This is a genomic window from Acidovorax sp. BLS4 (assembly GCF_032929295.1).
Taxonomy (GTDB): Bacteria; Pseudomonadota; Gammaproteobacteria; order Burkholderiales; family Burkholderiaceae_C; genus Paracidovorax.
This window is the reverse complement of the sequence record NZ_CP136797.1, coordinates 257,340-278,101: the sequence shown is the minus strand read 5'-3', so window position 1 is coordinate 278,101 and position 20,762 is coordinate 257,340. Positions and strand designations below refer to the sequence as shown.

Below are 20,762 nucleotides of genomic sequence, written 5' to 3'. Positions count from 1 at the left end.
GAGCCACATCACACCGCCTCGTTCAAGATTGGCGTGGTAGCTGCGTTGACGGTGCGGGCCGCAGGCAGCGAACGCACCTTGCATGAGCCCACAGGACCTATACAAACGTGGACGTCGATCAACTTGGCGCATCCCAGCAGCCACAGGATCAGAGCGATGGAACCAACTGCTTGCACGATGCTTTTCATGCGGGCACCCCGTTCCATTCCCGCCCATCCAGCAGGCGACCTGCGGCCTTCTTGCCGACCCGCTCCATCACAGTGGAGCCGAATGCGGTGAACTGCCTCGGATAGGCATCCAGCGGAACGTTGACGCTCCCCATCACGGAGCCATGGTCCGCCATTAGCAGGTAGCGGCCCTTCGTGCCGGATGGCTGCGGCACTGCCATGCCCCATTCCCCCCACTGCTTGAACAAGAAGGGAACGCGAGCCGCTTCGCATTGATCGCGCAACCCTCTGGCCCAATCGATATGCATGGGCCGTGCGCCAGGCCCGCTTTCTCCACCGACGATCACCCAGTCCAGCGCAAACAGCCCTTTGACGATCACCGGCCCCAGCAATGGCTCCATCGACAGGAATCGCACGGAAGCGGGCACTGCCAGCAGCTTCATGATGTCCCGGTCGGCCTCGGGCTGATTCACGATGGTGGTGCCGAGCCAGATGTCTGGCGGCGCGTCGCCGTCCAGCCAGGTCACGATCCAGTTGGCCAGCAGTGGATTCCGCATCACCTCGGCGGCGTACTCCGAGGCCTCGGCCAGCCGGCGTTCCACGTTGCCGATGCGCTTGGTGAGAAGCAGCTTGTCCAGGTTGGGCGTCAGGCGGCAGAGGTCCAGAAACTCCGCAAACCAGGCGATTGGGACCGCGTTGTCGAACACGTCGGCCAAGCTGGCGCAGAACACCCGCTGGCGCCGGCCGTGTTGTGCCGCGAACGCCTCGGCCTGGGCGTTCCAGCGGCGCGGCAGGCTCCAATTCGCTGGGCTGGTGCGTCGGCGAGCCGCGTGCGGCCCCCATTGCACCTGGCCGCTGCGCTTGGCCCAGCCTTCGGCGTAGCAGTGGTCGCAGCCGGGCGACACCTTGGTGCAGCCAGTCCACGGATTGAAGGTGTGGTCGCACCACTCGATATTCGTGTTGGCACTCATTTGAGCAACCTCGGCTTGGCGATGCGCGCCGGGACAGGCTCGCCCTCGGGCATGCGCACTTGGTTGGCGCGCACCAGCGAAAACGACACGTTGGGTTGGGTGGCTTTGACGGTGTAGCGGAAGTCCGAGTCACCGTAGTCGCGGTCGCAATCGAATGCGTCCTGCATCAGTTCTGCGACCTTGATCGCTTTCGCTGCGGGCATCAGGTAGTCGTAGTGGCCGATCTTGAGACAGGCCATCTGCACGTTCTTGGTGGGGGCGCGGGTCATGGCTTTTCCCCCGCTGCCAGGGCGGCATTGATCACGGCTTCCAGACGGTCGCGCGTAGCGCTGGCGCTCTTTCCGTAGTCGCAACCCACGCGGTAGCACGTTCCGTCATCGGTTTGCACGGCAATGTGATCTGTGCGCACTTCGATGCTGCTGATCGTGCGTGCCGCGACGGATCGGACGTCGCTTAGTCGAATCAGCATGGCGTCCCCTTTCCTTCGCGCTCCAGCGCCCGGCCCTGTTCCTCGCCCTGCAGGTAGATCGAACGCAGGCATTCGCGCGAGACCACCTTGACGTCGCGCGGTGCTTCGCCGCTGCGCTGGTCCAGCGCCCGGCCGTCCTTCCAGAGTTCGTGGTCGACCAGCACGGCAGCGCGCTTGTTGCGCGCGGCCAGCCACTCTGCCCCGTTCTCGCGCCGCCGCAGGGCGGGCCGAACGATCCACGTCCAGATACCGATCAATGACGTGATCGTGAAACCGATCTGCTGCACGAACAGACCCCAGTGCGCCAGGTCGTAGGCGAACAGCAGCCAGGCCGCATTGCTCGCGAGGTAGATAGCGAAGCCCCACCCGGCCCAACGCCCACGCGTGGCGAGCAGCACCGTGCCGACCAGGCCCAATGCGGCCCCCATGATTTCAGCGAGCTGCATCACGACGCTCCTTCCCGAAAACCACACCGCTGCGGTTCTTCCTCTTGCCGCACCAGGCAAGCCACGCAGCCAGCGCCTCGATCTTGGCGCCCTGGTCTTCGGCTTCCGGCACGCCGGGCACCAGCAACTTTCCGGCGCTTGCTCCCTTCCCATGCCGAGCGACTGCGGACAGATGTCCCTGCAGCGCATACATCGGTCCGCTGGCGATCTCGATGGCGCCACTTCCATCCGGCTTGTCCGAAGGCAACGCGTCGCCGACCTCGATCAAGCCAGAGGACCAGCACCATGCCACCTGGGGCGTGCAGTCGTAGTAGCACCTGCAGCCGCAGCGCGGGCATGCCTTTTCCGTGCAGCCAATGAAAAACTTGCGCTTCGAAGGCACGTCGAGCCATTCGCCGCGCGTGCAGGCATGCCGGCAGCGCGTGCATTTGACAGGGGTGGTATCGATGCTCATGGCGACACCTCCGTCGCGTCATCCTTCAGCGAAACGGCAACGGTTTCAATGGATTCAGCCAAGCCACCGAGTTCATTGACGCAGAATTGATCGTGGTCTTCCCATTGCTCGGCCATCTGCAAGACGGCTTCGCGGATGGTTCTCAAGCGGCGCGAGTGGCGCGCCGCGAGTTGCTTCTTGGTCGGTGCGCTCATGCTGCCGCCACATCCAGAACGATGGGGTCGTAGCCGCCCGTGGTGGCGTTGCGCTCGTAGCAGCGGATGTACGACTTGGACCCTGCGACCTGCATGCTGTCGCTGATGGCGTCCATCGCGCGCTTCCAGGTCTCGTCATCGATCTTGGCGCGGCGCAGTCCCAGCACGCGGCCCGTGCTGATCTTGCCCTGCTTGTCGACCTGGAAGGCATCGTTGACCAACACCTTGATGTTGTTGTTGCTGCCCTTGCTCCAGCCCTGGATGCACTCGTCAATGAGCGCCTTGGCCGCGACCAGGCGTTCATCGAACTGCAGCGTCTCCTGCATCTGACGGATGATCTTGTAGCGCCCATCGAAGGACACCAGCGTGACGTTGCCCTTGGCGCCGCCCGTTTTCACGTCGTACTCGGCCAGGCTCCGCTCCACGAACTCCAGCACCTCGCGCATCGCGGCCTGCTTGAACGACGCCAGCTCGGCGGATTGCCGCTTGGCGGCTTCGCACAGATCGGTGACCGTGCGATGGCGGTCCTTGTCGATGTCCTTGATCTTGTTGACGGGAATCAGGTTGCCGTTGGCGTCCTGCCAATAGCCTTTCGGGAGGATGATTTCTTCGGTCATGGGGAAGTCCTTTTCAGTGAATGGATGGGCGGGTGGGCGCCGTGGCCTCGCAGGCCTGGGCAACGGCGGGATGTTGGGCGACGGCCATCAGGGCGCCGTGTACTTCGTGCAAGCGCCCTGTGGCTTGCGCGACGTTGAGATACGCACTCAGCAGGGCGTCCATCGCCAGGCCTTCTGTGGACGCTGCCTTCACGGTCTCCAGCAAGGCGCGAATGACTGCGTTCAGTTCAATCTCGTGTTGCGAGCGCTCGCTCATACGACCTCGCTCCGAAACTCCCGGCGCTGTCCCATGTGCAGGCTGGGGTGCTTCGCGTAGTCCAGAGCGCCCGCCCGCGCCACCGTCCAGCTCGGCGCGTAGTGGCCTTGCATCACGTTGTGCCGAGGTGGTGGCGTGAGGGCTGTGGGGACTGTTCCCACATCGGCGGCCTGGGGATCGGGGCCTGCCACGTACAGCAGCTTGCCGTTCTGGATCGCGCGGTGGATTTGGTCCTGCGCGCACAGCTTGCGCAGGCGGCTGCGCAGCGCTACCAGGCCCGCATCGTCGCTATAGCCGTCGATGCGCAGCAGCGTCTGGTTGATCGCCATCGCATCGCTCGGCCCGTTCGCCTCCAGGTGCTGCACGATGGCCTGGGTGATGGGCGAGAGCAGCTCGCCCTTGAGGTTCTTGAATTTTTCAATCGGCATGGTTGGCTCCCTCGGTCAGGTTGGTGGTTGTGGTAGGTGCTGCGCGCTCATGGCCCGGCAGCGGCAGGCAGTCGGCGGTGACGGCATAGGCCCACAGGGCATCGCCCTCGGCGGGTCGCTGGGCCACGAAGCGGCCATGCAGCAGCGCGCGCATGTGGTTGTCGACCTCTCCGACCGTGAAGGTCGGACGCCAGTGGTGGGCGATCTGCGCGGCTGTCAGCCAGTCACCCAGGTTGCGCAGGAACAGCCACAGGGCGCGCGTTTCGGGGGTGATCGCGTTACCCATGGACGCCTCCGCGAATGAGGCGCAGCAGGTGCTTGTGGTGCAGCCCGACAAAGTCCATGTAGTCGCGGCGCGCATCGAACACCGCCGTCTTGCGGTCGATGCCGTAGGCGCGCTGCAGCCGGCGCGCGCGGCGGATGATCCAGCCGAGCGGCGGGCGGTCATAGCGCGCGGCAGACATCGGGATCGTCACGGGAATGCCCAGGCTCATGAGGGCCTCCGCTGCTCTTGCGCCATGCGGGCGTTGATCTGGTCCAGCAGCGCGTCGGCCATGCGCGCATGCAACGCGTCCAGCTCGGCCCGCAACTGGGCCATGTGCATGTGGTGCAGGGTCCGCTCGCGCTCCATAAAGAGCGTGGTGCGGCGGATGCGCCAGCCGATCCAGGCTTGCCGCAGTCTTTGCAAGCGGGCGGGACGATGCGCGGCATCATGGGCTTTAAACGGCATCAGCGGCCTCCTGGGCGGTGTGGATGGGGATGACTTTGCGGGGCACGACGGGGCGCGGCTGGGGCGGCGCGCTGGCGGCCTTGTGCGGGCATTGGCGGCAGGCCTGCCAGTGCTGCATGGCGCGGGGCGAACCCGTGGGCGCTGGCCGGTGCGCGAAGGCCCGGCACTGCTCGGCGGAGACCGCCTGCGGCTCGCCCCCGGCCTCCTCGGTCAGGTGTGGGCACACGTAGCGGCCGAAGGTGTGTTCCACCCGGCTGGCGATGTGCGCCGTGCTGGCCTTGCCCTCGCCGTACTTGCCGCTGCCGTTGAGCACCTGGCTCAACGCCGCCCCGCTGATGCCCAGTTGCCGCGCCACGTCCGAGCGCTTGGCCCCCTCGCAGCGCGAGCGCAGCAAGATGAACCAGGGTTGTTGCATGTAGTCGCATGGCGGGCTCATTCGTCAGTGGCCTTGGCCCGCTTGGCAAGGGGCGGCACGGGACGCACGGCAGGCGCGGGCACCGGCCGGATGCGTCCGACCTTGGTGGGCGGCGGATACAAGCCACCGTCGGTGACCATCACGTAGCGCTTGGCATTGCCGATGCGTCTGGCGCTGACTTGCACATGCTTGGGCACCAGCTTGGCCCAGATGCTCAGGTAGTCGCCGAGCTGGTGCTGGGCCTGCGCAAAGTCCCGCTCGCCAGCATCGATCAGCGTGCTGGCCGCTTCCTCGGCCGTGAGCGTGCGGCGCGAGCGCAGCAGCTGCCACAGGCGCGTGGAGAGCGCAGCGGGATCGGGCGGCGGCGCGCCGGGCAGCGCCTGGGCCACCGACCGGCAGGTGGCGAGGCCCTTGTCGGTGAGGCGCCAGCGCTGGTCGATGCGCGTCAGGTCCTGCTCGACCGGCCGATCCGGGAGCAGCTCGACGAGTTGGTGATAGGCCATCCGATCCAGGGCCATCTTGGCGAGACCCGGCCGCTCGGCCAGGGCCTGGTCCCATGCGACCAAGTCGGAGCGGGTGAAGATGCGCCGGGTGTTGGTGACGTTGAGCGCCAGGGCGCGCAGCGCCGCACCGATGAACCAGGGTTGCGTGCGCTGCATCAGCGGGCTCCCTTTGCGCTGGCCGCCGCGCTCTGGCTGGTGAACTCGGGGCACAGGGGGCGGCCCTTGATGTGTGCCAGCTCGACATTGGCCCAGCTATTGGCCTGCGCCCACTGCTCGATGTTGGCGATGGCGTTGAGGACCAGGCGCATGCGGCCCTTGGCGTGCTGGTGGATGATCGCCACTACGTCGGCGCTCATGGGCACCTCGGCCTTGGCCGTGACCGTCGTCTGCACGTCCTGCACCGACAGGGGCTCCAGCTCCACGATGCGCGCCACGCGGCTGGCGATGTGGGCGTGGCGGGCCACCAGCACGGGGAAGCCCTCCATGCCCACCAGGAAGCACATGATCCCGGTGATATCGGTGATATCGCGGATCACCTCCAGCATGCTCGCGCTGCGGCGGTCCACCAGGTGGTCGGCCTCGTCGATGATGAGCGGGGTCATCGTCACGGCGAGCTGGCCGATGATGCGGTCCTGCACCTCAGCCGCAGCCCCATGGGTGGACAGGCCCATCTTGGTGGCGATCTCTCGCAGCACCGTGTGCTTGGTCCACGTCTCTTTGGCCCGCACGAACACGTAGCCGCTATCGGTGGCCCAGCGTTCGGTGAGCATGCTCTTGCCGATGCCGTACACGCCGCGCACCAGCACCAGCCCGGCTTCCAGGGCGCCACGCTTTGCGACCAGCTTCTCGGCCTCCTTCAGGCGCTTGAAGTTCTCGGTTGGTACAAAACCTTTTTTCACAGTACATTTCCTTCCGCTTCGGTCCATATCCAGGCACGCTCTGTGGTGGCTGCAACCACCACAGGGCACTCTTTACTGAGCACTTCTCAGGGGCTCGTCGCCCACATCCCCCCAGGCCAGGCCGCGCGATGCGTAGTAGCCGGCCAGCCCCTCGTAGTCCTCGCTCTGCACGTACTTGCCCAGCCAGGCGCCGTCCTCGGCGGTCCAGGCATCGCGGTGCTGCATGAGCCACTCGTAGCGGTCGCTCAGCGCGTCGAAGAAAGGCCTGCCCGATGCGGCTTGCGCCGCACCGCCCGTGGAAGCAAAAGGGAGGGAGGGGGTAGTTGCCACCTCCACGATGGAGGGCACCACCACGAAGGGGGTGCTGGGCTCCGGCAGGGAAAAAACGGTGTCGGCTTGGACGGTGGTGCCCAGCTCGCGCAGTGCGGTGTCGATCTGCTGCGTGCGGCGCTTGACGGCGGCGCGCACGCGCTTTTCTTTGGCGATGTCAATGACCGGCCTGGCGTAGAAAGCACCAGCGTTCCCATTGAACTTGGCATCGCAGACGAATTCGCCGTCCAGCGTGTAGACCCGCACGAAGCTCGGGTCGTGGAGGTCGTAGCGCACGCTGACCTCATGCCCATCCACATCGCCGCGCATGAGTTGGTCCGATGCGTAGGTCTGGTTAAAGAACGTGACTTGTCCCCGCTTGGCGGTGCGCAACACGGCGGGCATGAACATCTCGCGAAGCTCGGCGGGCGAGAGCGTGATCTGCTCGGCCTGGTTGATGCGGGCATCCCAAGCCTCGGCCGGCGTCATGTGCTTTCCATCGGGCCGCTTGGGCAGGCTGCGGTGGCGGTGTTCGTGGTTGTATTCATGGACCGCGCGTTCCACCGCTTCCACGAACTGCTGCCAGCTCGGCACCTTGGCGCTCAAGACGACCACCTCGCCGGTCTGCTCGGCTCGGCGGACGGCCCGCTGCTCCTTGGCGATCTCGGCCGCAGCCTTGCGGAAGGTGCCGCCGTCCACGTCCCGCCCTTGGTACGAACCGAACTGGCGGGCCAGGTTGATGGCGAGCGTCTGCCACATCCGCTCGATGGCGCCGTGGCCCTGGGGCTTGCCAGGGATGCCCGTGCGGTGGTCGATGCCCAGCCGGGCACAGAAGCCGTCGATGGGGCAGTCCATCTGCTTGGCCGTCTCACCCGCGCCGTTGTCGCCGTAGAGGATGGCGGGCACGCCGCACTGGCCCACGCCGTGGCGCAAGGCATCGCCGACCGCGCGGACGTTCTCGGACAGGTTGACCGACCAGCCCGTGACCCGCTTTGAGGCGAGGTCCATGCAGACCGTCAGCTCGGGCGCGAAGGGTGCCCCGTGATCGGGATGCCGCACCTTGGCCTTGACCGTGTGGCCGTCGATCAGCCAGACGTCGTTGGGATCAATGTCGGAGGTATCGCGCCGCTGGTAGGGCAGCTTGGCATCGCGCTGGGCGCCGGGGGCATGGCGTGCCTTGATGAGTGCCACGCTGGCTTGGGCCGACTTGCCCAGCTTGTCGAGGGCGCGGCGCGCCCGGCCGTACAGGGCCTGCCAGGTGTCGAAGTCGCGGCCCAATTGGCGGGTCACCTCTTTGGCGGCGCCCGTGAGCTTGCGGAAGCGGGCATCGCGGCTGTGATAAAGACCGAGGACAGCGGCGACGTCCTGGTCGATGTCGTGGAGGGTCGGCGCGGGGGCAGCGGCCGGCAGCAGGCCATACCAGCCGTCCGCGCGGTGGATGGCCATGTAGCGCTCCAGGGTGCGGGCGCTGACCTGGTCGGCGCGGGCGCGCTGGTTGGCGGCACGTGCGGTGGCTTGCAGCTCGGGGCTGGCTTGGCGAGTGGCGAGCCGGAGGGCCAGGATGGCACAGGCTCTTTTAATGCCATGTACAGGCTCTAGCTCCATCACCATGTTGACCAACACCATGCGGGCGTTTGCCGTGTCCGTATCGGTCAGGCTGGGCGGGCGGCGAGATGGCTCGGGCATGGGAGCCACGGGCGTGGGCGGCGGTGGCGGCGCGGGAGGAACAAAGGCTGTCACGGGTGCTGTATTGACCTGGGACAAAGCCGTGGTGGTGGCCTGGGCAACAGTGCGGGCCGTGATGGCAGTGCGAGTGTCTGCGGGCAGGGTCGAGCAGTCGTATTCGAGCCCGCCTCCGCCCTCGCGTCCCGAACGGGGTCGGCTGGCAATTTGAAGTGCCGTCAGCTTGTCTCTAGTCCTTCGCTCGGAGGCGGGCATGCCAGGAAGGCCAGCCAGTTCGCGTGCAGTTAGCCAATTCATACGGCGCCTTTCCTGCGCTGTAACGCATGCGCGGCAATCACTGCCATCTTGGTAGGGCTGGACGTCAAACCAAGAACTTGTCGCACGGCGGCTACTGAGCCAGCCATCTCATCCGCGTTGATGGATCGCAGCGCGACGCATACCGCTCCGTAAGGGAGATTGAAGCGCTTGGAAAATGCAGCGAGTGAGCCGTACTGCTCCCGAACAAAAGTCCTGGCACTGTCTTGATTCCACGGGTTGATGCCTGTCTTGAGGACCACCAACTCGCCGCTGCACAACAGCTTGAGGTGGGGCTTCCTCATTTCCCGCTCCGTTTCAAACCATTCTTCTTATTTGGTTCGTAACGACCCGGCCAGATTTGTGTGATTGGCTTCTTGATCACGCTTGAGATCGCTGCGGCAACACGTCGCGAGATCGTCCTGCCATGAATCACATTGCTGACCGTCATGCTTGATAGATGCAAAGAGTCGGCAATCGCGGCAGGGGTTGTGTCGCGCATGCGGATCTCGGCCTTGATTTGTTCGGGGTGCATTTCGGTGCTACGCTACTGGTTCAAAAGGAAACGTTTCAACTTGAACCGTATTCTTGGTTCAAAACGAACCAAAGTCAACAGTCGTCATGAAAAAAACATCTCCAGTCAGCGCTCCCTCCACTTCCGTAGACGAGGTGATAGGTCGGCTATCGAATGCCCTAGGTCATAAATGGATGGAGGTTCTTGAGGTTCAACCTGAAACGGTTCGAACCTGGCGCAAGCGTGGTGCTGTGCCTGTACGGAAATTGCTTACGGCGGCCCAGGCGTCAGGCCTGTCGGTTGAGCACTTCAATGGCTCAACCAGAACTGAAGCGGAATCAGATGACAAGTCTGCGGCTTCAAGCCTGGATCAAGACACTGACTTCCAGTTGATCGACATGCTTGCAGCGCGAGTGAGTGCGGGCTGCGGATCAGTCAATGGAGATCAAGAAGTTATAGGGCGATTCGCTTTTCGCCGTTCTTGGTTACGGAGCAAAGGACTGCATGCCAGCAATGCGAAGATCGTTAGGGCGCATGGCCGTTCTATGGCTGATCGGATAAACGATGGCGACATCCTGTTGCTCAACACATCCGTGAATACGATGGCACAGGACGGTGTCTACGTGATCGAGATTGAGGGCGAGGACTACGTAAAGCTGCTGCAGCGGGACTTTTCAACGGGCGGCGTCCACATCATTAGCTACAACCAGGATTTCAAACCCCAGTACCTATCACCTGAACAGGCGGAGAACATACGCATCTGCGGCAAGGTGGTATGGCATGGCGGTGAGCTTTAGAAAGTTACATGGAGGAAACAGTGTCACAAAGAAAGATAGCTGGCTACGGCACCGCAGAATGGAAGATGGCTGGGGTCGTTTTTGTTGTGGCCTCGGCTGTGCTGGTTAGTTGGATTGCGTGGCGTTATGAGTCGCCGGAAAAGGTTCAGGCACGACTACAAGCGAGCCGGGATGCAGATGAAAAATTGAATACGCAAAAGCTTGCTGCTATGGGACACCCCAATGCAAAGGTGTCCGACGGTACTGCTTTGTACACATGCCAGAGCGCGCTAAGGAAGGCTGTCAGTGATCCTGAAGCCGCTGTGATTCCGGATGTGGGATGGATGAAGGGAGGTGCTGATTGGCGCTTCTTATGGAGCCAGGACTCGAGGATGGTGCGCGTGCGAAATGCTCTCGGACTGGACGTGGCTGTAACAGCACTTTGCGTGGTTGACGAAGAGAGTGGGCACATCAAGTTGCTGACGGTGGACGGCAAGCAATTGATTGCGCCGGGCAAGTCTCTATGAGCTTCGCGCTGCTGTGCTTGATCGTCGCCATTTCCGATGGCGACACACTCACCGCGCGCTGCGGCGATCCCGGCCGCTACGAGCAAGTCAAGGTGCGCCTGGCCGAGATCGACGCACCGGAGCGCGCCCAGCCCTTTGGCACGGTGTCGCGCCAGCACTTGGCTGATCTGTGTTTCCAAACCCAGGCCACGATCCGCCCTCAGACCACCGACCGCTATGGGCGCACGGTGGCGCGTGTGAGTTGCAAGGATCGAGACGCCAGCGAAGAGCAGGCTCGAGCGGGCTTGGCATGGGCCTACACGCGCTATCTCACCGACCCCGGCATCGCCCGCCTGCAGGCCACTGCGCAGGGCGCCCGCAAGGGCCTCTGGGCTGATGCCGACCCGGTCCCACCATGGGACTGGCGCAAGTCCAAGAAGGCGGCGCAGCAGCACATTCCGCGCCGCACGATTGACCAGCCGACCGGGGCCGTGCTACCTTAAAAAGCACCTCTCTACATCACGGGCCGACATATGTCGGCCTTAGTTTTTTGGGGGCCTGCCGCCACAGTCGCGGCATGGCAAAAACAACCTCTTACACCGTCAAGCTCTTCCGGCAGATCGCTGCAGGGTTGATGGCGCTGTGCCGCGCTGCAGGCCGCACCGGCGCCCGCCGCCGCATGCTCGGTGGCATCACGCCACGCCAAGCCGTCGCGGTCCTCACGCTGTCGGCAGCGGGGCTGGTCGGCATCGTCGTGAACGAAAACTACACGGACAAGGCCGTGGTGCCCACGAAGGGCGACCGGCCCACCGTGGGCTTTGGTAGCACCTTCCACGAAAACGGCACGCCCGTCCGCATGGGCGACACCACGACACCCGTGCGCGCCCTGATCAAGGCACAGGCCCACATCAGCCGCGAAGAGGCCGCGTTCCGCGACAGCCTGCCGGGCGTGGCACTGCACCAGGGCGAGTACGACCTGTACATGGACTGGCTGTACCAGTACGGCTCCAGCGCATGGAAGCAGTCCAGCATGCGGCGCGAGTTGCTGGCCGGCAATTACGTGGCCGCGTGCGATGCCTTGCTGCGCTACAAATTCTCGGCAGGCTACGACTGCAGCACCCCAGGCAACAAGCGCTGTGCCGGCGTGTGGACGCGCCAGTTACAGCGCCACCAAGCCTGCATGGAGATGCAGCCATGAAGTGGGCCAAACGCACGGCAAAGGCCGTGGCAGCGGCAGCGGTGGTGCTGGTGATCGCCGTGGGCCTGGCCGCCATGTGGATCGTGGGCCAGATGCCCCATTGATGCCATGGACCCTCGACTCCTCATCGCCCTGGGCCTCGTAGCAGCCGGCTACTGGTGGGGCCACACCGCCACCGACAACGCCTGGGCCGCGCGCCAGGCGAAGACCGACCAGGCCGCCGCCAAGGCCCTGGCCGCCGAGACCCGCCGCGCCGACAAAGCAGTCGGCAACTACCTCTCCGACCACCTCGCCCAGGAAGACCGCTATGCCGATCTGGATGCCCGCTATGCGCAGTTGCTGCGACGCGCTCCGCTCATCGTTTACCGGCCTGCGCCGGCAACCGCTGCAGGCCCTGCAGCCCCAGCGGCGAAAGGGAGCGTCACGGACTCTGTCGCAGACGCTCCTGTGCCTGGCCTCACCCTGGCTGCTGTCCGCGTGTGGAACGGTGCCCTCACCGGCGCCGACGCCCCGGCCGGTGCCTGTGGCGCTGCTGGTCCCACCGAAGGCGCCGACGCTGCTTGTGCCGAGGACTCGGGCCTCGACATCGCAGACGCCTGGGCCAACCACCGCGCCAACGCCAAAGCCTGCGCCGACGACCGCCAGCGGTACCGCGCCTTGATCAACTACCTCAACCCGAGTCCCCAATGAGCGACCCCACCCCGAAGCAAGACGAACGAAGGCAGGAGCTGATGCTGCTCGGCCAGATCCACGGCATGGTCCAGTCGATGCAGATCACGCTCGAAAATCAGAACCGGCGCATGGACAAGATGGAAGAGCGCCAGGACGAACGCCACAAGGCCAACGAGCTGCGCCTGGACCAGGCCGAGGTGCGCCAGCAGGAACGCCACAAGGCCAACGAAGCTCGGGCGGATCGCATGGAGGAGCGCCAGGACGAACGCCACAACGCCATCGATGCGCGCTTGCGCGTGGTCGAACAGAAGGCCGCCGTAGCCGGAGCCATCAGCGGTTCGGCCGTGTCCATCGGCATTGCCCTGGTCATCGAAGGCGTCAAGCAATGGCTCGCCCGTGGAGGCCCAGGACAGTAATGGCCCACGCATCGGAAAAGCGCATCCAGTTGCGCGGGCTGTACGTGTACCAGCGCCTGCCGATGGAAACCGCCTGCAAAAAAGTCGGCGTGCCCCGCAGCACGGGCAACCGCTGGAAACAAGAAGCGGCCGACAAGGGAGACGACTGGGAGACCGTGCGCGCCGCCGTCGCCCTGGGCGACGACAACTTCAACACGTTGTCCAAGAAGCTGCTGGAAGACTACCTGGTGCAGCACCAGGCCACCATGGATCAGTTGCGCGATGCCACCACCATGAGCGCGCGCGACCGCGCCGAGACGCTCGCCAGCATGAGCGACAGCTTCAACAAAACGATGGTCTCGTTCAAGCGGCTGTCGCCAGACCTTGACCGCCAAGCCGTGCAGCTCGACGTGCTGCAACGCTTCGTCTCGTTCGCGCAGGGCAAGTTTCCGCAGCATCTGCAGGCCCTCGCCGAGATGCTGGAGCCTTTCGGCGAAGAGTTGGCAAAGGTGCGGTGATCCATGGGGCGAAATAGCACCCTGAAGACAAAGCAGTTCGCAGAGAGGATGAGCGAACTGGCGGACTCGCTGCGCCGTCAGATCGATGCGAACCTCGACGGTTGGGACATCACGCCCGAAGCCATCGCTGAACGGCGGGCCAAAGTGTTCGACCCGGTGAGCGGCTTCGAGTATTGGGACCGGCACTACTTCCCGCACTACGGTACGGCAGAGCCCAGTGAGCTGCATAGGTACCTCTACCAGCGCCTGCCGGAAATACTGCGCGCAAAAAGCGGTCAGCGCGACGTCATCGCCGCGCCCCGGGGCGAAGCCAAGTCCACCAAGATCAGCATGTCGTTTGTGCTGTGGTGCGTGGTGACCGAGCGAGTCTGGTACCCGGTGATCTTCATGGATGTCTTTGAGCAGGCCGCCGAGATGCTCGAAGCGATCAAGGCTGAGCTGGACACAAACCCCCGCATTGCGGGCGACTTCCCCGACGTCGCAGGCCAAGGCCGTGTGTGGCGCAACGACGTGATCGTCACGCGCAACAACCGAAAGATCGAAGCCTTCGGTAGCACCAAGAAGGCTCGCGGGCGACGCCATGGCCCGCACCGTCCCGATCTGGCCGTGATAGATGACATCGAAAACGATGAGAACGTCGCCACCCCCGAGCAGCGTGACAAGAAGCAGAAGTTCATCACCAAGAGTGTGCTGAGCCTGGGGCCACCAGATGACTCGATGCATGCCATCCTGGTTGGCACCATCCTCGCCTATGACTCGGTGCTCTCGCGCTTCCTGCGGAACCCGATGTGGAATCGCAAGGTGTTCCGCGCCATCATGAAGTGGCCCGACCGCATGGACCTGTGGGAGCAGTTCGAAGAGCTGCTGCTCAACGCCGACACACCCCAGCAGGGGGAGGCGACAGCCATGGCGTTCTACACCGAGCGCAAGGCTGAAATGGACAAGGGCGCCGTGGTGAGCTGGCCCGCGCTGCGGCCATTGCACAAGCTGATGCTCAAGCGCGCGCGCGAAGGCCACGATGCCTTCGACAGCGAGCAGCAGAACAACCCGAGCGCGGGGGAAGATGCCCCGTTTGCCCACAGCATCCATTTCTGGGTGAACCGGCTCAAAGATTGGCGTTTCTACGGCGCCGCCGATCCGTCTTTGGGGAGAAAAGGCAAGAGAGGCGGCAAGAAGAGCGATCCAAGCGCGCTGCTGGTGGGCGGCTACAACCGCGAGACCGGCATTCTCGATTGCGTGGAGGCAGCCATCCGAAGACGCACACCTGACCGGATCATCAGCGACACCATTGATTTGCAGCGCGAGTACTGCTGCATCGTCTGGGGCTTCGAGAGCGTCCAGTTCCAAGAGTTTTTGCGTACCGAGTTGGTCAAGCGCAGTGCGCAGGCAGGCGTGCCGGTACCGGCACGTGGGCTGCAACCGATTGAAGACAAAGACCTGCGGATCGAGGCCCTCCAGCCGCACATGCACAACGGATTGATTCGGCTGCACCCCGACCAGACCACGTTGATCGCCCAGTTCAAGCATTTCCCCGAAGCCGACCATGACGACGGCCCCGATGCCATGTGCATGCTCTGGATGCTCTGCGTCACTGGCGGCGTGGCAGCAGCAGCCCAGGGCCGCAACACCCAGCAACCCCAGTCCGCGCGTGAGCGCTATACACGTAAGGCGGTACGCATGTTCCGAAAGCAACGATGACCGAAGACCAACACACCTTGCTCCTGATCCGGGGCACCATCGCCGGACTGCCACCCACCGACCGCGCGGGCATCGACCAGGCGGCGGCCAAGCTGCGCGAGGTGGTGCTGCACCACAACGACCACGGCCGGCTCGCTCTGGCCCTGGTCGGCGCCGAGCTGGCGGCAGAGGACTGACCCCATGCGCGCCATCGACCGCTTTAAATCGTGGATCGGCCTGGACGATGGAACGTCGGTCGCCGCGCCCGCCCCAACTCCGGCTCCGGCCACCCCCGTGCGCGAAGCCGCCGCTGCCCAGGGCGGAGGCAGTGGCGGCACCAGCAGCGAAAAGGGCTGGCGCCCGCTCTCGGGCGACGGCCTGTCAGCCATGAACGACCGCGACCTCGCGCCCATGGCGCAGGACCGCATGCAAAAGCTCGCCGAGTACCTGTGGCAGAGCAACCTGCTCGCCAACCGCCTGGTCGAACTCCCGCTGGCCTATCTGCTCGCCGAAGGCGTCACGCTGCAGTGCAAGGACGAGGAACACCAAAAGCTGCTCAATGCGTTCTGGTCGGACCCCATCAACAACTGGCCGCTCAAGCTCGCACCCCGCGTGCGCGCCCTCGGGCTGCTCGGGGAGCAGTGCTACATCGCCACCGTGCGCGACGGCGACGGCTTCGTGCGCCTGGGCTACCTGGACCCGCGCCAGATCGCTACCGTGGTCAATGACCCGGACAACCCCGAGCAGCCCATCGGTGTGGTCACCAAGCGGGATGGCCGGGGGCGCACTCACAAGTACCGCGTGATCGTGCTGGGAGAGGACGCGGACCTGTTCAGCGCCAACACCGTCCGCATCCGCGAGGAGGACTTCACGGACGGTGACTGCCTGCTGTACCAACTCAACAAGTTTCCCAACGGCAGCCGGGGCCGCAGCGACCTGCTTGGCCAGATGGACTGGCTGGATGCCTACGACGGCTTCCTGCTGGACGAGCTGGACCGCATCGGCTACCTGCGCGCGTTCGTCTGGGACGTCACCCTCACCGGGGCCGACCAGGCGACGGTCGATAAATTCGAGCAGGACTTCGTCCCGCCGCAGCCCAACACCGCCTTCGTCCACAACGACTCGATCAAGCTGGAAGCCAAGAGCCCCGACCTGCAGGCGGCCGACACCACCCAGAGCGCCCGGCTGATCCGAAACCATGTGCTGGGCGGCAGCACCACGCCCGAGCATTGGTTCGGTGGTGGCGGCGATGTCAACCGGGCAGCGGCCTCGGAGATGGGCGAGCCCACCTTCAAGATGTACAGCATGCGCCAGGGCTTTTTAAAGCTGTCCCTCGAGGAGATCGGCCGCTACGTGCTGTGGCAGGCCGCCAGGACGGCGGGCAAGACTCCCGACTGGTCCGACGACCGCTGGCAGGTGACCGCCGTCTTCCCCGAGCTGCTCAACAAGGACGTCACCAAATTCGCCGCAGCCCTGGGCCAGCTCGTCCAGGCCGTGACGCAGATGATCGACGCGGGGCTCATGACGGAGGAGACGGCGCTCAAGATCGTGGCCGACGTAGCGCAGCGGTTCGGGCAGGACTTCGACGCCAAAGCGGAATTGGAGGCAGCACGCAAGGAACACGCCAAGCGCAAGCAGGCCCGCCAGGCCGAGGACAATTTCAGCACCGACGACAGCGATCTGCAGGCGGCCCTAGATGCAGGGGCGACCGGCGTGGCCACGGCGGTGCCATCAGAAGGCGCCTCTGCGTGAGCCCGGAGCAAAAGCGGTTCGAGGCCGAGGTGCGCGTGCGCCTGGCCGAGCGGGCCAGGACGCTGCTCGCTGCCAACCAGGCAGTGGTCGCACTGCTGCAGGCGGCCCAACTCCAGATCTCGCAGCAGCTCGCCGGCCAGCCGGCCGACTGGCAGCAGTGGCAGCTCAACCGCATCCGGGACCAGCTCGACACCATCCTGACGGCCACGGGCCAGCAAGCCGGCGCCGCGGTCGACCAAGCGCTGCGCTCGGCCTGGCAGCAGGGCGAGGACATCGTGGACAAGCCGCTGGCCGCTGCCGGCATGGGCGTGGAGATGCGCCTGGGCGCACTGGATGCCCGCGTGCTGGCCGCCATGCGGACCTTCGGGGTCGAGCGCCTGCGGGCCGTGTCGGCCGACGCGGCCGGCAAGATCGGCCAGCAGCTCGGCCTGGTCACCCTCGGCGGAATCACGCCCTTCGCGGCCATGAAGGCCGTCAACGATCTGCTGGGCGGCGAGTCGATGCGCCGGGCCAGCGCCATCGTGCGCACCGAGGTCAGCCGGGCGTTTGCGGTGGCTGGCCAGGAACGCCTGGTGCAGGCCGCGCCCCTGGTGCCGGGCCTGGGCAAGCAGTGGCGCCGCAGCGGGAAGATTCACAGCCGCTGGAACCATGACCTGATGGACGGCCAGGTCGTGGACGCGGGCCAGGCGTTCAAGGTGCCCAACCCAGGCGGCGGCTTCGACCTGATGCAGTGCCCTCACGATCCCAAGGCCCCGCCCGAGCAGGTCATCCAGTGCGGGTGTGTGGCGCTGCCGTGGCTCAAGGGCTGGACGGTGATGACGCCGGGGGCCAAGCCCTTTACGGAGCGCGAGCTGCAACTGGATGGGCGCAAGGCTGCACTCGACCAAGCGGCCAAGAAAGCGGGTCGGCGCAAGGAATGAAAACGCCCCGGCAGGACTGGCCGCGACGGCGGCTTTAACCGGGTCCGCTGCGGCATCCCCCCGAAAATCTCCCGAGAGGCCCCCTGCTGGCCCGGTTAAAGGCCGGTTAAACACCTTGTTGCATCCTGGCGCCCGTGCCGCTTGCGGCAGCGGTTAGCATCCGCCCCCAACAAAATCGAAATCCTGAAGGGGGGATTGCATGAGCGCAGAACTGGCGGCCACGTTCTTCAACGTCGGCTACGGGCAGACCTTGGCCCAGTCCATGGACAAGAACCAGGTGGACGTCCTGGTGCTGACACAGAACCAGTACATGAGCATCCTGCAGGACAAGGCCAAGAACAATGCCGCCCTGGCATTCAGCCTGCGCAAGATGCTGTCCCAGTCCACCTTCGGTCAGTATTGGCAGAAAGAGTTCAGTCCCAACGCCAGTGAACCGTGGGTCGGGCCGGTGGCCCAGGGCGCCAACGATGTCCTCGCCATCGGCAAGACGCTGAACGCCATCGGCATGGCCGGGATCGGCACCTACATCAAGACCACGGCGACAGGCACGTACATCATCATCAAGGGCTACTCGGCCAAGCGCAGCAGTGCCCTGCAGGGCACCCGGTATCTGGCGACCAATCCGAAGATGCTGCAGTTGGGGTTGGGCCTCAAGAGTCTGCAGGGCATTGCCAAGGGCGGCTTCATGCTGGGTGTGGTGGTGTCCACGGGCATTGAACTGATGGACTTCATGTTCAACGACGAAAAGACCATGTACGACCTGGTGGGCGGGATCGGCGTGGAGGCGGTAAAAGGGGGATTGGGAGCGATGGTTGCCTATGGCTTCGCGGTGTATGTCGGCGGTGCCGCCGTCACAACCGTTGCTATTTTGCCGTTGGGACTCATGGCAGCAGTCGCGCTCGCAGTCGGCATTGCACTGAACGTTACTGACAGCACCTATGGAATCAAGGGCAAAGTCATAGCTGCTTTGAAAATGCTTCCCGACAGCACTGCCCAAGGCATCTACTACATCGACACCAAAGCTCAATCTTGGCAAGAGGATTTACGCAACACTGTCGAGCAAAAGAAAATAAACGCGGGCAGAGCTATCGATCAAGGTCTGAGAGATTGGCTATGCCGTATCACTTGCATTCGCTACTAATCACAGCCTCCGAAGAATATGCACGATCTCCAGCAAATCCGCCGGACAGTGATGTGGGGTATCCCGCTGAGCTTGGGCATTGCCGCGACGTGTGCTTGGCTCTTTTTTGCGGCCTTCGTGCCAATGGTTCAGGGTATTGGTTCTAAAGCCATGGCCGTGAGGATCGCGCCTGCCGCGCAACTAGCTCCTTTCGTCGTGGTCTTTTGCTTGCTCAGCATCGTGGTGGGAGGAATGCGGGCCGTTCCCTGTCGCGAAGACCTCGTCAAGAGATTTGAGCGCGCCTTCAATATCGCGGCCTTTGCTGGCATCGCGGCGATGGTGCTGATTCCCCTGACGTCCGTCGCGCAGCGGTTTTACATGCCCAGCATCGGATACGAAATGTGTTCAGAACTTCAGGGCCACCCCACCATGTGGTTCACGGACTGGGTGCGCGATCCAGCCTGGTGCGTCAAAGGCAAGAGCCTGGAGTGGGTGAACGAGCAGGCGTCAACGCTGCACGTCAAGCCGTAGCAGCCTTGGCGCGCTTGGATCGTTGGGGCGGCTGCGACCAAGGCGACAACCCGGCCGCCAGCGCGGCGCAGGCCAGGGCCATCTGCAGGGTCGGCTCCCCCGCCAAGTGGCGCTTGTACGTCGCCCAGGAGATGCCCAACTGTTGTGCCGCTTCCTGCTGCGTGTAGCCCATGGCGGCCTGCCAGGCGCGCAGATCGTCTGCGGTCATTGCTCCGCCAGGGCGCCGCCCGGCGCCAGGTAGTCGCGTTCGCCCGGCTGGGTGCCGTAGCGGTACGCGTTGATCTGCTTGTTGTCGCGCGACATCAGCAAGAGGTGCGCTCCATCGAAGGGCTGATCGTACAGCGCCCAGAACGCCGCAGCCGCCGCTGCAAAAGAGGGAGTCTGCGTGCGGGTATCGGGCAGCACCTCACTGCCTCCGGTGCGCTGTTTGATGACATAGACACGGTACATGCGCGCGAGTTTAACGAGCCCAAGCGTCGAGGATGCTCGCGGCGGGCATCAAGTCCTGTGTGTCCAGGTGGCCGTAGACATCTGCCGTGATGGCCACGGACGCATGGCCCAGCATTTTGGAGACCATCGCCAGAGGTACGCCGGCCCGCAGCATCTGCGTGGCAACGCTGTGGCGGATGACATGGGGCGTGACACCGGCAACGCCCGCGATGGCTGCAGCCTCGGCCAAGTGCTGCCGGACGGTGGTGACCGCCAGGCCCACGACGCGCTGGCCTGGCGCGGCGCGCCGGCCCCGCCCTGTCTGGAGGTCCGGCGCGTTGCGGTAGGCGCGCAGGAAGGTCACCAGTTCGGCCGTGATGGGCACCACTGCCCTGCCTTTCATGCGCGGCGCCATGGGCGACGAGGAGCGCAGATCGATGGTGCGCCGCTCGAGGTCCACTTGTGCCCAGGTCAGTTCGCAGACGGCGGCGGCCCGTCCGCAGGTGGCGATCAGCAGCCGCAGGAAGGCATGGCAGCGCGGTCTCACCGCAGTTGCGGCCAGGACCGCACGGATCTCTTGCGCCGACAGCACGCGCTCGCGGCACCGTCCTTTGGAGGGCATGGGAATCGGGGGCACCCGGTCGATGACGCCATCGCGCCATGCCAGGCGCAACGCAGCACGCAGCGTCACCAACTCACGGCGGGCCGTCTGTGGCTGCACGCCGGTCTTGACGCGCGCAGCCGTGTAACCCTGTACGGCAGAGCGCGTCAACTCCGAGAGCTTCATGTTGCCAAACACCGGCTCAAGATGGTCAATCGAGGTCTGTATCCGATCCAGCCGCACCACGACGCCGTTACGGTCTTGCAAGTAGGTGGAGAGCAGCCGGCCGATGGTGATTCGCCGGCTCATGCGAAAAAC

Annotated in this window: 35 protein-coding genes; 13 read left to right on the top strand and 22 right to left on the bottom strand. The window is 64.7% G+C overall.

Translation table 11 applies throughout. From position 1 onward, the window contains the following. Window positions 1-8: 8 nt before the first annotated feature. From R1Z03_RS01325 to R1Z03_RS01235, 19 genes are all read right to left on the bottom strand, one after another. The gene (locus R1Z03_RS01325) at window positions 9-188 is read right to left on the bottom strand and encodes a hypothetical protein (RefSeq protein WP_317356237.1); all 180 of its coding nucleotides are present in this window, start codon (window positions 186-188) and stop codon (window positions 9-11) included. Further along, window positions 185-1,138 (bottom strand): phage Gp37/Gp68 family protein, encoded by a 954-nt coding sequence (locus tag R1Z03_RS01320; RefSeq protein WP_317356235.1) that lies wholly within the window; start codon window positions 1,136-1,138, stop codon window positions 185-187. Before R1Z03_RS01320 ends, R1Z03_RS01325 begins: the two co-directional genes overlap by 4 nt. Next, the gene (locus R1Z03_RS01315; RefSeq protein WP_317356234.1) at window positions 1,135-1,407 is read right to left on the bottom strand and encodes a hypothetical protein; all 273 of its coding nucleotides are present in this window, start codon (window positions 1,405-1,407) and stop codon (window positions 1,135-1,137) included. Before R1Z03_RS01315 ends, R1Z03_RS01320 begins: the two co-directional genes overlap by 4 nt. Continuing rightward, entirely contained in the window at window positions 1,404-1,607 is a 204-nt protein-coding gene (locus tag R1Z03_RS01310) for a hypothetical protein (protein ID WP_317356233.1), read from the bottom strand. Before R1Z03_RS01310 ends, R1Z03_RS01315 begins: the two co-directional genes overlap by 4 nt. Then, window positions 1,601-2,053, bottom strand: coding sequence for a nicotinamide mononucleotide transporter (locus R1Z03_RS01305; protein WP_317356232.1), 453 nt, complete (start codon window positions 2,051-2,053; stop codon window positions 1,601-1,603). The genes R1Z03_RS01310 and R1Z03_RS01305 overlap by 7 nt, the downstream gene beginning before the upstream one ends. After that, window positions 2,040-2,507, bottom strand: coding sequence for a hypothetical protein (locus tag R1Z03_RS01300; protein WP_317356230.1), 468 nt, complete (start codon window positions 2,505-2,507; stop codon window positions 2,040-2,042). The genes R1Z03_RS01305 and R1Z03_RS01300 overlap by 14 nt, the downstream gene beginning before the upstream one ends. Beyond that, complete coding sequence (locus tag R1Z03_RS01295; RefSeq protein WP_317356229.1) at window positions 2,504-2,701, bottom strand: hypothetical protein; 198 nt, start codon at window positions 2,699-2,701, stop codon at window positions 2,504-2,506. Before R1Z03_RS01295 ends, R1Z03_RS01300 begins: the two co-directional genes overlap by 4 nt. After that, complete coding sequence (locus tag R1Z03_RS01290; protein ID WP_317356228.1) at window positions 2,698-3,318, bottom strand: DUF3164 family protein; 621 nt, start codon at window positions 3,316-3,318, stop codon at window positions 2,698-2,700. Before R1Z03_RS01290 ends, R1Z03_RS01295 begins: the two co-directional genes overlap by 4 nt. A gap of 13 nt (window positions 3,319-3,331) precedes the next feature. Beyond that, window positions 3,332-3,574 carry a hypothetical protein gene (locus R1Z03_RS01285; RefSeq protein WP_317356227.1) on the bottom strand — a complete coding sequence of 81 codons (243 nt, stop codon included), beginning with the start codon at window positions 3,572-3,574 and terminating at the stop codon, window positions 3,332-3,334. After that, complete coding sequence (locus R1Z03_RS01280; protein ID WP_317356226.1) at window positions 3,571-4,002, bottom strand: hypothetical protein; 432 nt, start codon at window positions 4,000-4,002, stop codon at window positions 3,571-3,573. Before R1Z03_RS01280 ends, R1Z03_RS01285 begins: the two co-directional genes overlap by 4 nt. Further along, window positions 3,992-4,288: a hypothetical protein gene (locus tag R1Z03_RS01275; RefSeq protein ID WP_317356225.1), complete on the bottom strand. Its 297-nt coding sequence runs from the start codon at window positions 4,286-4,288 to the stop codon at window positions 3,992-3,994. Before R1Z03_RS01275 ends, R1Z03_RS01280 begins: the two co-directional genes overlap by 11 nt. Continuing rightward, window positions 4,281-4,496 (bottom strand): hypothetical protein, encoded by a 216-nt coding sequence (locus R1Z03_RS01270; protein WP_317356224.1) that lies wholly within the window; start codon window positions 4,494-4,496, stop codon window positions 4,281-4,283. Before R1Z03_RS01270 ends, R1Z03_RS01275 begins: the two co-directional genes overlap by 8 nt. Further along, window positions 4,493-4,690 carry a hypothetical protein gene (locus tag R1Z03_RS01265; protein WP_317356223.1) on the bottom strand — a complete coding sequence of 66 codons (198 nt, stop codon included), beginning with the start codon at window positions 4,688-4,690 and terminating at the stop codon, window positions 4,493-4,495. Before R1Z03_RS01265 ends, R1Z03_RS01270 begins: the two co-directional genes overlap by 4 nt. A 31-nt stretch (window positions 4,691-4,721) precedes the next feature. Then, window positions 4,722-5,168, bottom strand: a complete 447-nt coding sequence (locus R1Z03_RS01260) for a hypothetical protein (RefSeq protein ID WP_317356222.1) — start codon at window positions 5,166-5,168, stop codon at window positions 4,722-4,724. Next, entirely contained in the window at window positions 5,165-5,806 is a 642-nt protein-coding gene (locus R1Z03_RS01255; protein WP_317356221.1) for a hypothetical protein, read from the bottom strand. Before R1Z03_RS01255 ends, R1Z03_RS01260 begins: the two co-directional genes overlap by 4 nt. Continuing rightward, complete coding sequence (locus R1Z03_RS01250; RefSeq protein ID WP_317356220.1) at window positions 5,806-6,549, bottom strand: AAA family ATPase; 744 nt, start codon at window positions 6,547-6,549, stop codon at window positions 5,806-5,808. Before R1Z03_RS01250 ends, R1Z03_RS01255 begins: the two co-directional genes overlap by 1 nt. 72 nt (window positions 6,550-6,621) lie before the next feature. After that, a complete protein-coding gene (locus R1Z03_RS01245) occupies window positions 6,622-8,838 on the bottom strand; it encodes a Mu transposase C-terminal domain-containing protein (protein ID WP_317356219.1) in 2,217 nt (738 codons plus the stop codon). Then, window positions 8,835-9,140, bottom strand: a complete 306-nt coding sequence (locus R1Z03_RS01240) for a hypothetical protein (RefSeq protein WP_317356218.1) — start codon at window positions 9,138-9,140, stop codon at window positions 8,835-8,837. The genes R1Z03_RS01245 and R1Z03_RS01240 overlap by 4 nt, the downstream gene beginning before the upstream one ends. Further along, a complete protein-coding gene (locus tag R1Z03_RS01235; RefSeq protein ID WP_317356217.1) occupies window positions 9,137-9,370 on the bottom strand; it encodes a helix-turn-helix domain-containing protein in 234 nt (77 codons plus the stop codon). The genes R1Z03_RS01240 and R1Z03_RS01235 overlap by 4 nt, the downstream gene beginning before the upstream one ends. 86 nt (window positions 9,371-9,456) lie before the next feature. Between R1Z03_RS01235 and R1Z03_RS01230 the strand changes: the two genes are divergently transcribed. The 13 genes from R1Z03_RS01230 (at window position 9,457) to R1Z03_RS01170 (ending at window position 19,414) form a co-directional block, all read left to right on the top strand. Then, a complete protein-coding gene (locus R1Z03_RS01230; protein ID WP_317356215.1) occupies window positions 9,457-10,146 on the top strand; it encodes a S24 family peptidase in 690 nt (229 codons plus the stop codon). Between the two features lie 8 nt (window positions 10,147-10,154). Beyond that, window positions 10,155-10,652 (top strand): hypothetical protein, encoded by a 498-nt coding sequence (locus tag R1Z03_RS01225; RefSeq protein WP_317356212.1) that lies wholly within the window; start codon window positions 10,155-10,157, stop codon window positions 10,650-10,652. Further along, entirely contained in the window at window positions 10,649-11,134 is a 486-nt protein-coding gene (locus R1Z03_RS01220) for a thermonuclease family protein (RefSeq protein ID WP_317356210.1), read from the top strand. The genes R1Z03_RS01225 and R1Z03_RS01220 overlap by 4 nt, the downstream gene beginning before the upstream one ends. 74 nt (window positions 11,135-11,208) lie before the next feature. Further along, window positions 11,209-11,829 (top strand): glycoside hydrolase family protein, encoded by a 621-nt coding sequence (locus R1Z03_RS01215; protein ID WP_317356208.1) that lies wholly within the window; start codon window positions 11,209-11,211, stop codon window positions 11,827-11,829. Between the two features lie 108 nt (window positions 11,830-11,937). Next, entirely contained in the window at window positions 11,938-12,519 is a 582-nt protein-coding gene (locus R1Z03_RS01210) for a hypothetical protein (RefSeq protein WP_317356206.1), read from the top strand. Next, window positions 12,516-12,917: a hypothetical protein gene (locus R1Z03_RS01205; RefSeq protein ID WP_317356205.1), complete on the top strand. Its 402-nt coding sequence runs from the start codon at window positions 12,516-12,518 to the stop codon at window positions 12,915-12,917. Before R1Z03_RS01210 ends, R1Z03_RS01205 begins: the two co-directional genes overlap by 4 nt. Further along, entirely contained in the window at window positions 12,917-13,414 is a 498-nt protein-coding gene (locus R1Z03_RS01200) for a DUF1804 family protein (RefSeq protein ID WP_317356203.1), read from the top strand. Before R1Z03_RS01205 ends, R1Z03_RS01200 begins: the two co-directional genes overlap by 1 nt. A 48-nt stretch (window positions 13,415-13,462) precedes the next feature. Then, entirely contained in the window at window positions 13,463-15,112 is a 1,650-nt protein-coding gene (terL, locus tag R1Z03_RS01195) for a phage terminase large subunit (protein WP_317356201.1), read from the top strand. Then, window positions 15,109-15,288 (top strand): hypothetical protein, encoded by a 180-nt coding sequence (locus R1Z03_RS01190; RefSeq protein ID WP_317356200.1) that lies wholly within the window; start codon window positions 15,109-15,111, stop codon window positions 15,286-15,288. The genes terL and R1Z03_RS01190 overlap by 4 nt, the downstream gene beginning before the upstream one ends. A 4-nt stretch (window positions 15,289-15,292) precedes the next feature. Then, the gene (locus R1Z03_RS01185; protein ID WP_317356198.1) at window positions 15,293-16,843 is read left to right on the top strand and encodes a hypothetical protein; all 1,551 of its coding nucleotides are present in this window, start codon (window positions 15,293-15,295) and stop codon (window positions 16,841-16,843) included. Then, on the top strand, window positions 16,840-17,763 hold the full coding sequence (locus R1Z03_RS01180) for a hypothetical protein (protein WP_317356197.1): 924 nt from the start codon (window positions 16,840-16,842) through the stop codon (window positions 17,761-17,763). Before R1Z03_RS01185 ends, R1Z03_RS01180 begins: the two co-directional genes overlap by 4 nt. A gap of 199 nt (window positions 17,764-17,962) precedes the next feature. Continuing rightward, on the top strand, window positions 17,963-18,904 hold the full coding sequence (locus R1Z03_RS01175) for a hypothetical protein (protein WP_317356196.1): 942 nt from the start codon (window positions 17,963-17,965) through the stop codon (window positions 18,902-18,904). Between the two features lie 18 nt (window positions 18,905-18,922). Beyond that, window positions 18,923-19,414, top strand: a complete 492-nt coding sequence (locus R1Z03_RS01170) for a hypothetical protein (protein ID WP_317356194.1) — start codon at window positions 18,923-18,925, stop codon at window positions 19,412-19,414. Here R1Z03_RS01170 and R1Z03_RS01165 read toward each other — a convergent pair. Genes R1Z03_RS01165 through R1Z03_RS01155 form a run of 3 tightly spaced genes read right to left on the bottom strand, consistent with a single transcriptional unit; the run spans window position 19,404 to window position 20,753 of the window. Beyond that, window positions 19,404-19,622: a hypothetical protein gene (locus R1Z03_RS01165; RefSeq protein WP_317356192.1), complete on the bottom strand. Its 219-nt coding sequence runs from the start codon at window positions 19,620-19,622 to the stop codon at window positions 19,404-19,406. The two genes, R1Z03_RS01170 and R1Z03_RS01165, sit on opposite strands and share 11 nt — an antisense overlap. Beyond that, a complete protein-coding gene (locus R1Z03_RS01160; protein ID WP_317356191.1) occupies window positions 19,619-19,864 on the bottom strand; it encodes a hypothetical protein in 246 nt (81 codons plus the stop codon). Before R1Z03_RS01160 ends, R1Z03_RS01165 begins: the two co-directional genes overlap by 4 nt. 10 nt (window positions 19,865-19,874) lie before the next feature. Further along, window positions 19,875-20,753, bottom strand: coding sequence for a tyrosine-type recombinase/integrase (locus tag R1Z03_RS01155; protein ID WP_317356190.1), 879 nt, complete (start codon window positions 20,751-20,753; stop codon window positions 19,875-19,877). Window positions 20,754-20,762 lie beyond the last annotated feature (9 nt).

Coding starts and splice junctions, on each gene's coding strand:
- R1Z03_RS01235 (WP_317356217.1), bottom strand. CDS start 9,370: ATGCACCCCGAACAAATCAAGGCCGAGATCCGCATGCGCGACACAACC.
- R1Z03_RS01200 (WP_317356203.1), top strand. CDS start 12,917: ATGGCCCACGCATCGGAAAAGCGCATCCAGTTGCGCGGGCTGTACGTG.
- R1Z03_RS01220 (WP_317356210.1), top strand. CDS start 10,649: ATGAGCTTCGCGCTGCTGTGCTTGATCGTCGCCATTTCCGATGGCGAC.
- R1Z03_RS01305 (WP_317356232.1), bottom strand. CDS start 2,053: ATGCAGCTCGCTGAAATCATGGGGGCCGCATTGGGCCTGGTCGGCACG.
- R1Z03_RS01245 (WP_317356219.1), bottom strand. CDS start 8,838: ATGAATTGGCTAACTGCACGCGAACTGGCTGGCCTTCCTGGCATGCCC.
- R1Z03_RS01290 (WP_317356228.1), bottom strand. CDS start 3,318: ATGACCGAAGAAATCATCCTCCCGAAAGGCTATTGGCAGGACGCCAAC.
- R1Z03_RS01190 (WP_317356200.1), top strand. CDS start 15,109: ATGACCGAAGACCAACACACCTTGCTCCTGATCCGGGGCACCATCGCC.
- R1Z03_RS01285 (WP_317356227.1), bottom strand. CDS start 3,574: ATGAGCGAGCGCTCGCAACACGAGATTGAACTGAACGCAGTCATTCGC.
- R1Z03_RS01240 (WP_317356218.1), bottom strand. CDS start 9,140: ATGAGGAAGCCCCACCTCAAGCTGTTGTGCAGCGGCGAGTTGGTGGTC.
- R1Z03_RS01205 (WP_317356205.1), top strand. CDS start 12,516: ATGAGCGACCCCACCCCGAAGCAAGACGAACGAAGGCAGGAGCTGATG.
- R1Z03_RS01280 (WP_317356226.1), bottom strand. CDS start 4,002: ATGCCGATTGAAAAATTCAAGAACCTCAAGGGCGAGCTGCTCTCGCCC.
- R1Z03_RS01325 (WP_317356237.1), bottom strand. CDS start 188: ATGAAAAGCATCGTGCAAGCAGTTGGTTCCATCGCTCTGATCCTGTGG.
- R1Z03_RS01175 (WP_317356196.1), top strand. CDS start 17,963: ATGAGCGCAGAACTGGCGGCCACGTTCTTCAACGTCGGCTACGGGCAG.
- R1Z03_RS01170 (WP_317356194.1), top strand. CDS start 18,923: ATGCACGATCTCCAGCAAATCCGCCGGACAGTGATGTGGGGTATCCCG.
- R1Z03_RS01155 (WP_317356190.1), bottom strand. CDS start 20,753: ATGAGCCGGCGAATCACCATCGGCCGGCTGCTCTCCACCTACTTGCAA.
- R1Z03_RS01295 (WP_317356229.1), bottom strand. CDS start 2,701: ATGAGCGCACCGACCAAGAAGCAACTCGCGGCGCGCCACTCGCGCCGC.
- R1Z03_RS01275 (WP_317356225.1), bottom strand. CDS start 4,288: ATGGGTAACGCGATCACCCCCGAAACGCGCGCCCTGTGGCTGTTCCTG.
- R1Z03_RS01255 (WP_317356221.1), bottom strand. CDS start 5,806: ATGCAGCGCACGCAACCCTGGTTCATCGGTGCGGCGCTGCGCGCCCTG.
- R1Z03_RS01210 (WP_317356206.1), top strand. CDS start 11,938: ATGGACCCTCGACTCCTCATCGCCCTGGGCCTCGTAGCAGCCGGCTAC.
- terL (WP_317356201.1), top strand. CDS start 13,463: ATGAGCGAACTGGCGGACTCGCTGCGCCGTCAGATCGATGCGAACCTC.
- R1Z03_RS01270 (WP_317356224.1), bottom strand. CDS start 4,496: ATGAGCCTGGGCATTCCCGTGACGATCCCGATGTCTGCCGCGCGCTAT.
- R1Z03_RS01300 (WP_317356230.1), bottom strand. CDS start 2,507: ATGAGCATCGATACCACCCCTGTCAAATGCACGCGCTGCCGGCATGCC.
- R1Z03_RS01160 (WP_317356191.1), bottom strand. CDS start 19,864: ATGTACCGTGTCTATGTCATCAAACAGCGCACCGGAGGCAGTGAGGTG.
- R1Z03_RS01320 (WP_317356235.1), bottom strand. CDS start 1,138: ATGAGTGCCAACACGAATATCGAGTGGTGCGACCACACCTTCAATCCG.
- R1Z03_RS01225 (WP_317356212.1), top strand. CDS start 10,155: ATGGAGGAAACAGTGTCACAAAGAAAGATAGCTGGCTACGGCACCGCA.
- R1Z03_RS01165 (WP_317356192.1), bottom strand. CDS start 19,622: ATGACCGCAGACGATCTGCGCGCCTGGCAGGCCGCCATGGGCTACACG.
- R1Z03_RS01230 (WP_317356215.1), top strand. CDS start 9,457: ATGAAAAAAACATCTCCAGTCAGCGCTCCCTCCACTTCCGTAGACGAG.
- R1Z03_RS01310 (WP_317356233.1), bottom strand. CDS start 1,607: ATGCTGATTCGACTAAGCGACGTCCGATCCGTCGCGGCACGCACGATC.
- R1Z03_RS01215 (WP_317356208.1), top strand. CDS start 11,209: ATGGCAAAAACAACCTCTTACACCGTCAAGCTCTTCCGGCAGATCGCT.
- R1Z03_RS01185 (WP_317356198.1), top strand. CDS start 15,293: ATGCGCGCCATCGACCGCTTTAAATCGTGGATCGGCCTGGACGATGGA.
- R1Z03_RS01260 (WP_317356222.1), bottom strand. CDS start 5,168: ATGAGCCCGCCATGCGACTACATGCAACAACCCTGGTTCATCTTGCTG.
- R1Z03_RS01315 (WP_317356234.1), bottom strand. CDS start 1,407: ATGACCCGCGCCCCCACCAAGAACGTGCAGATGGCCTGTCTCAAGATC.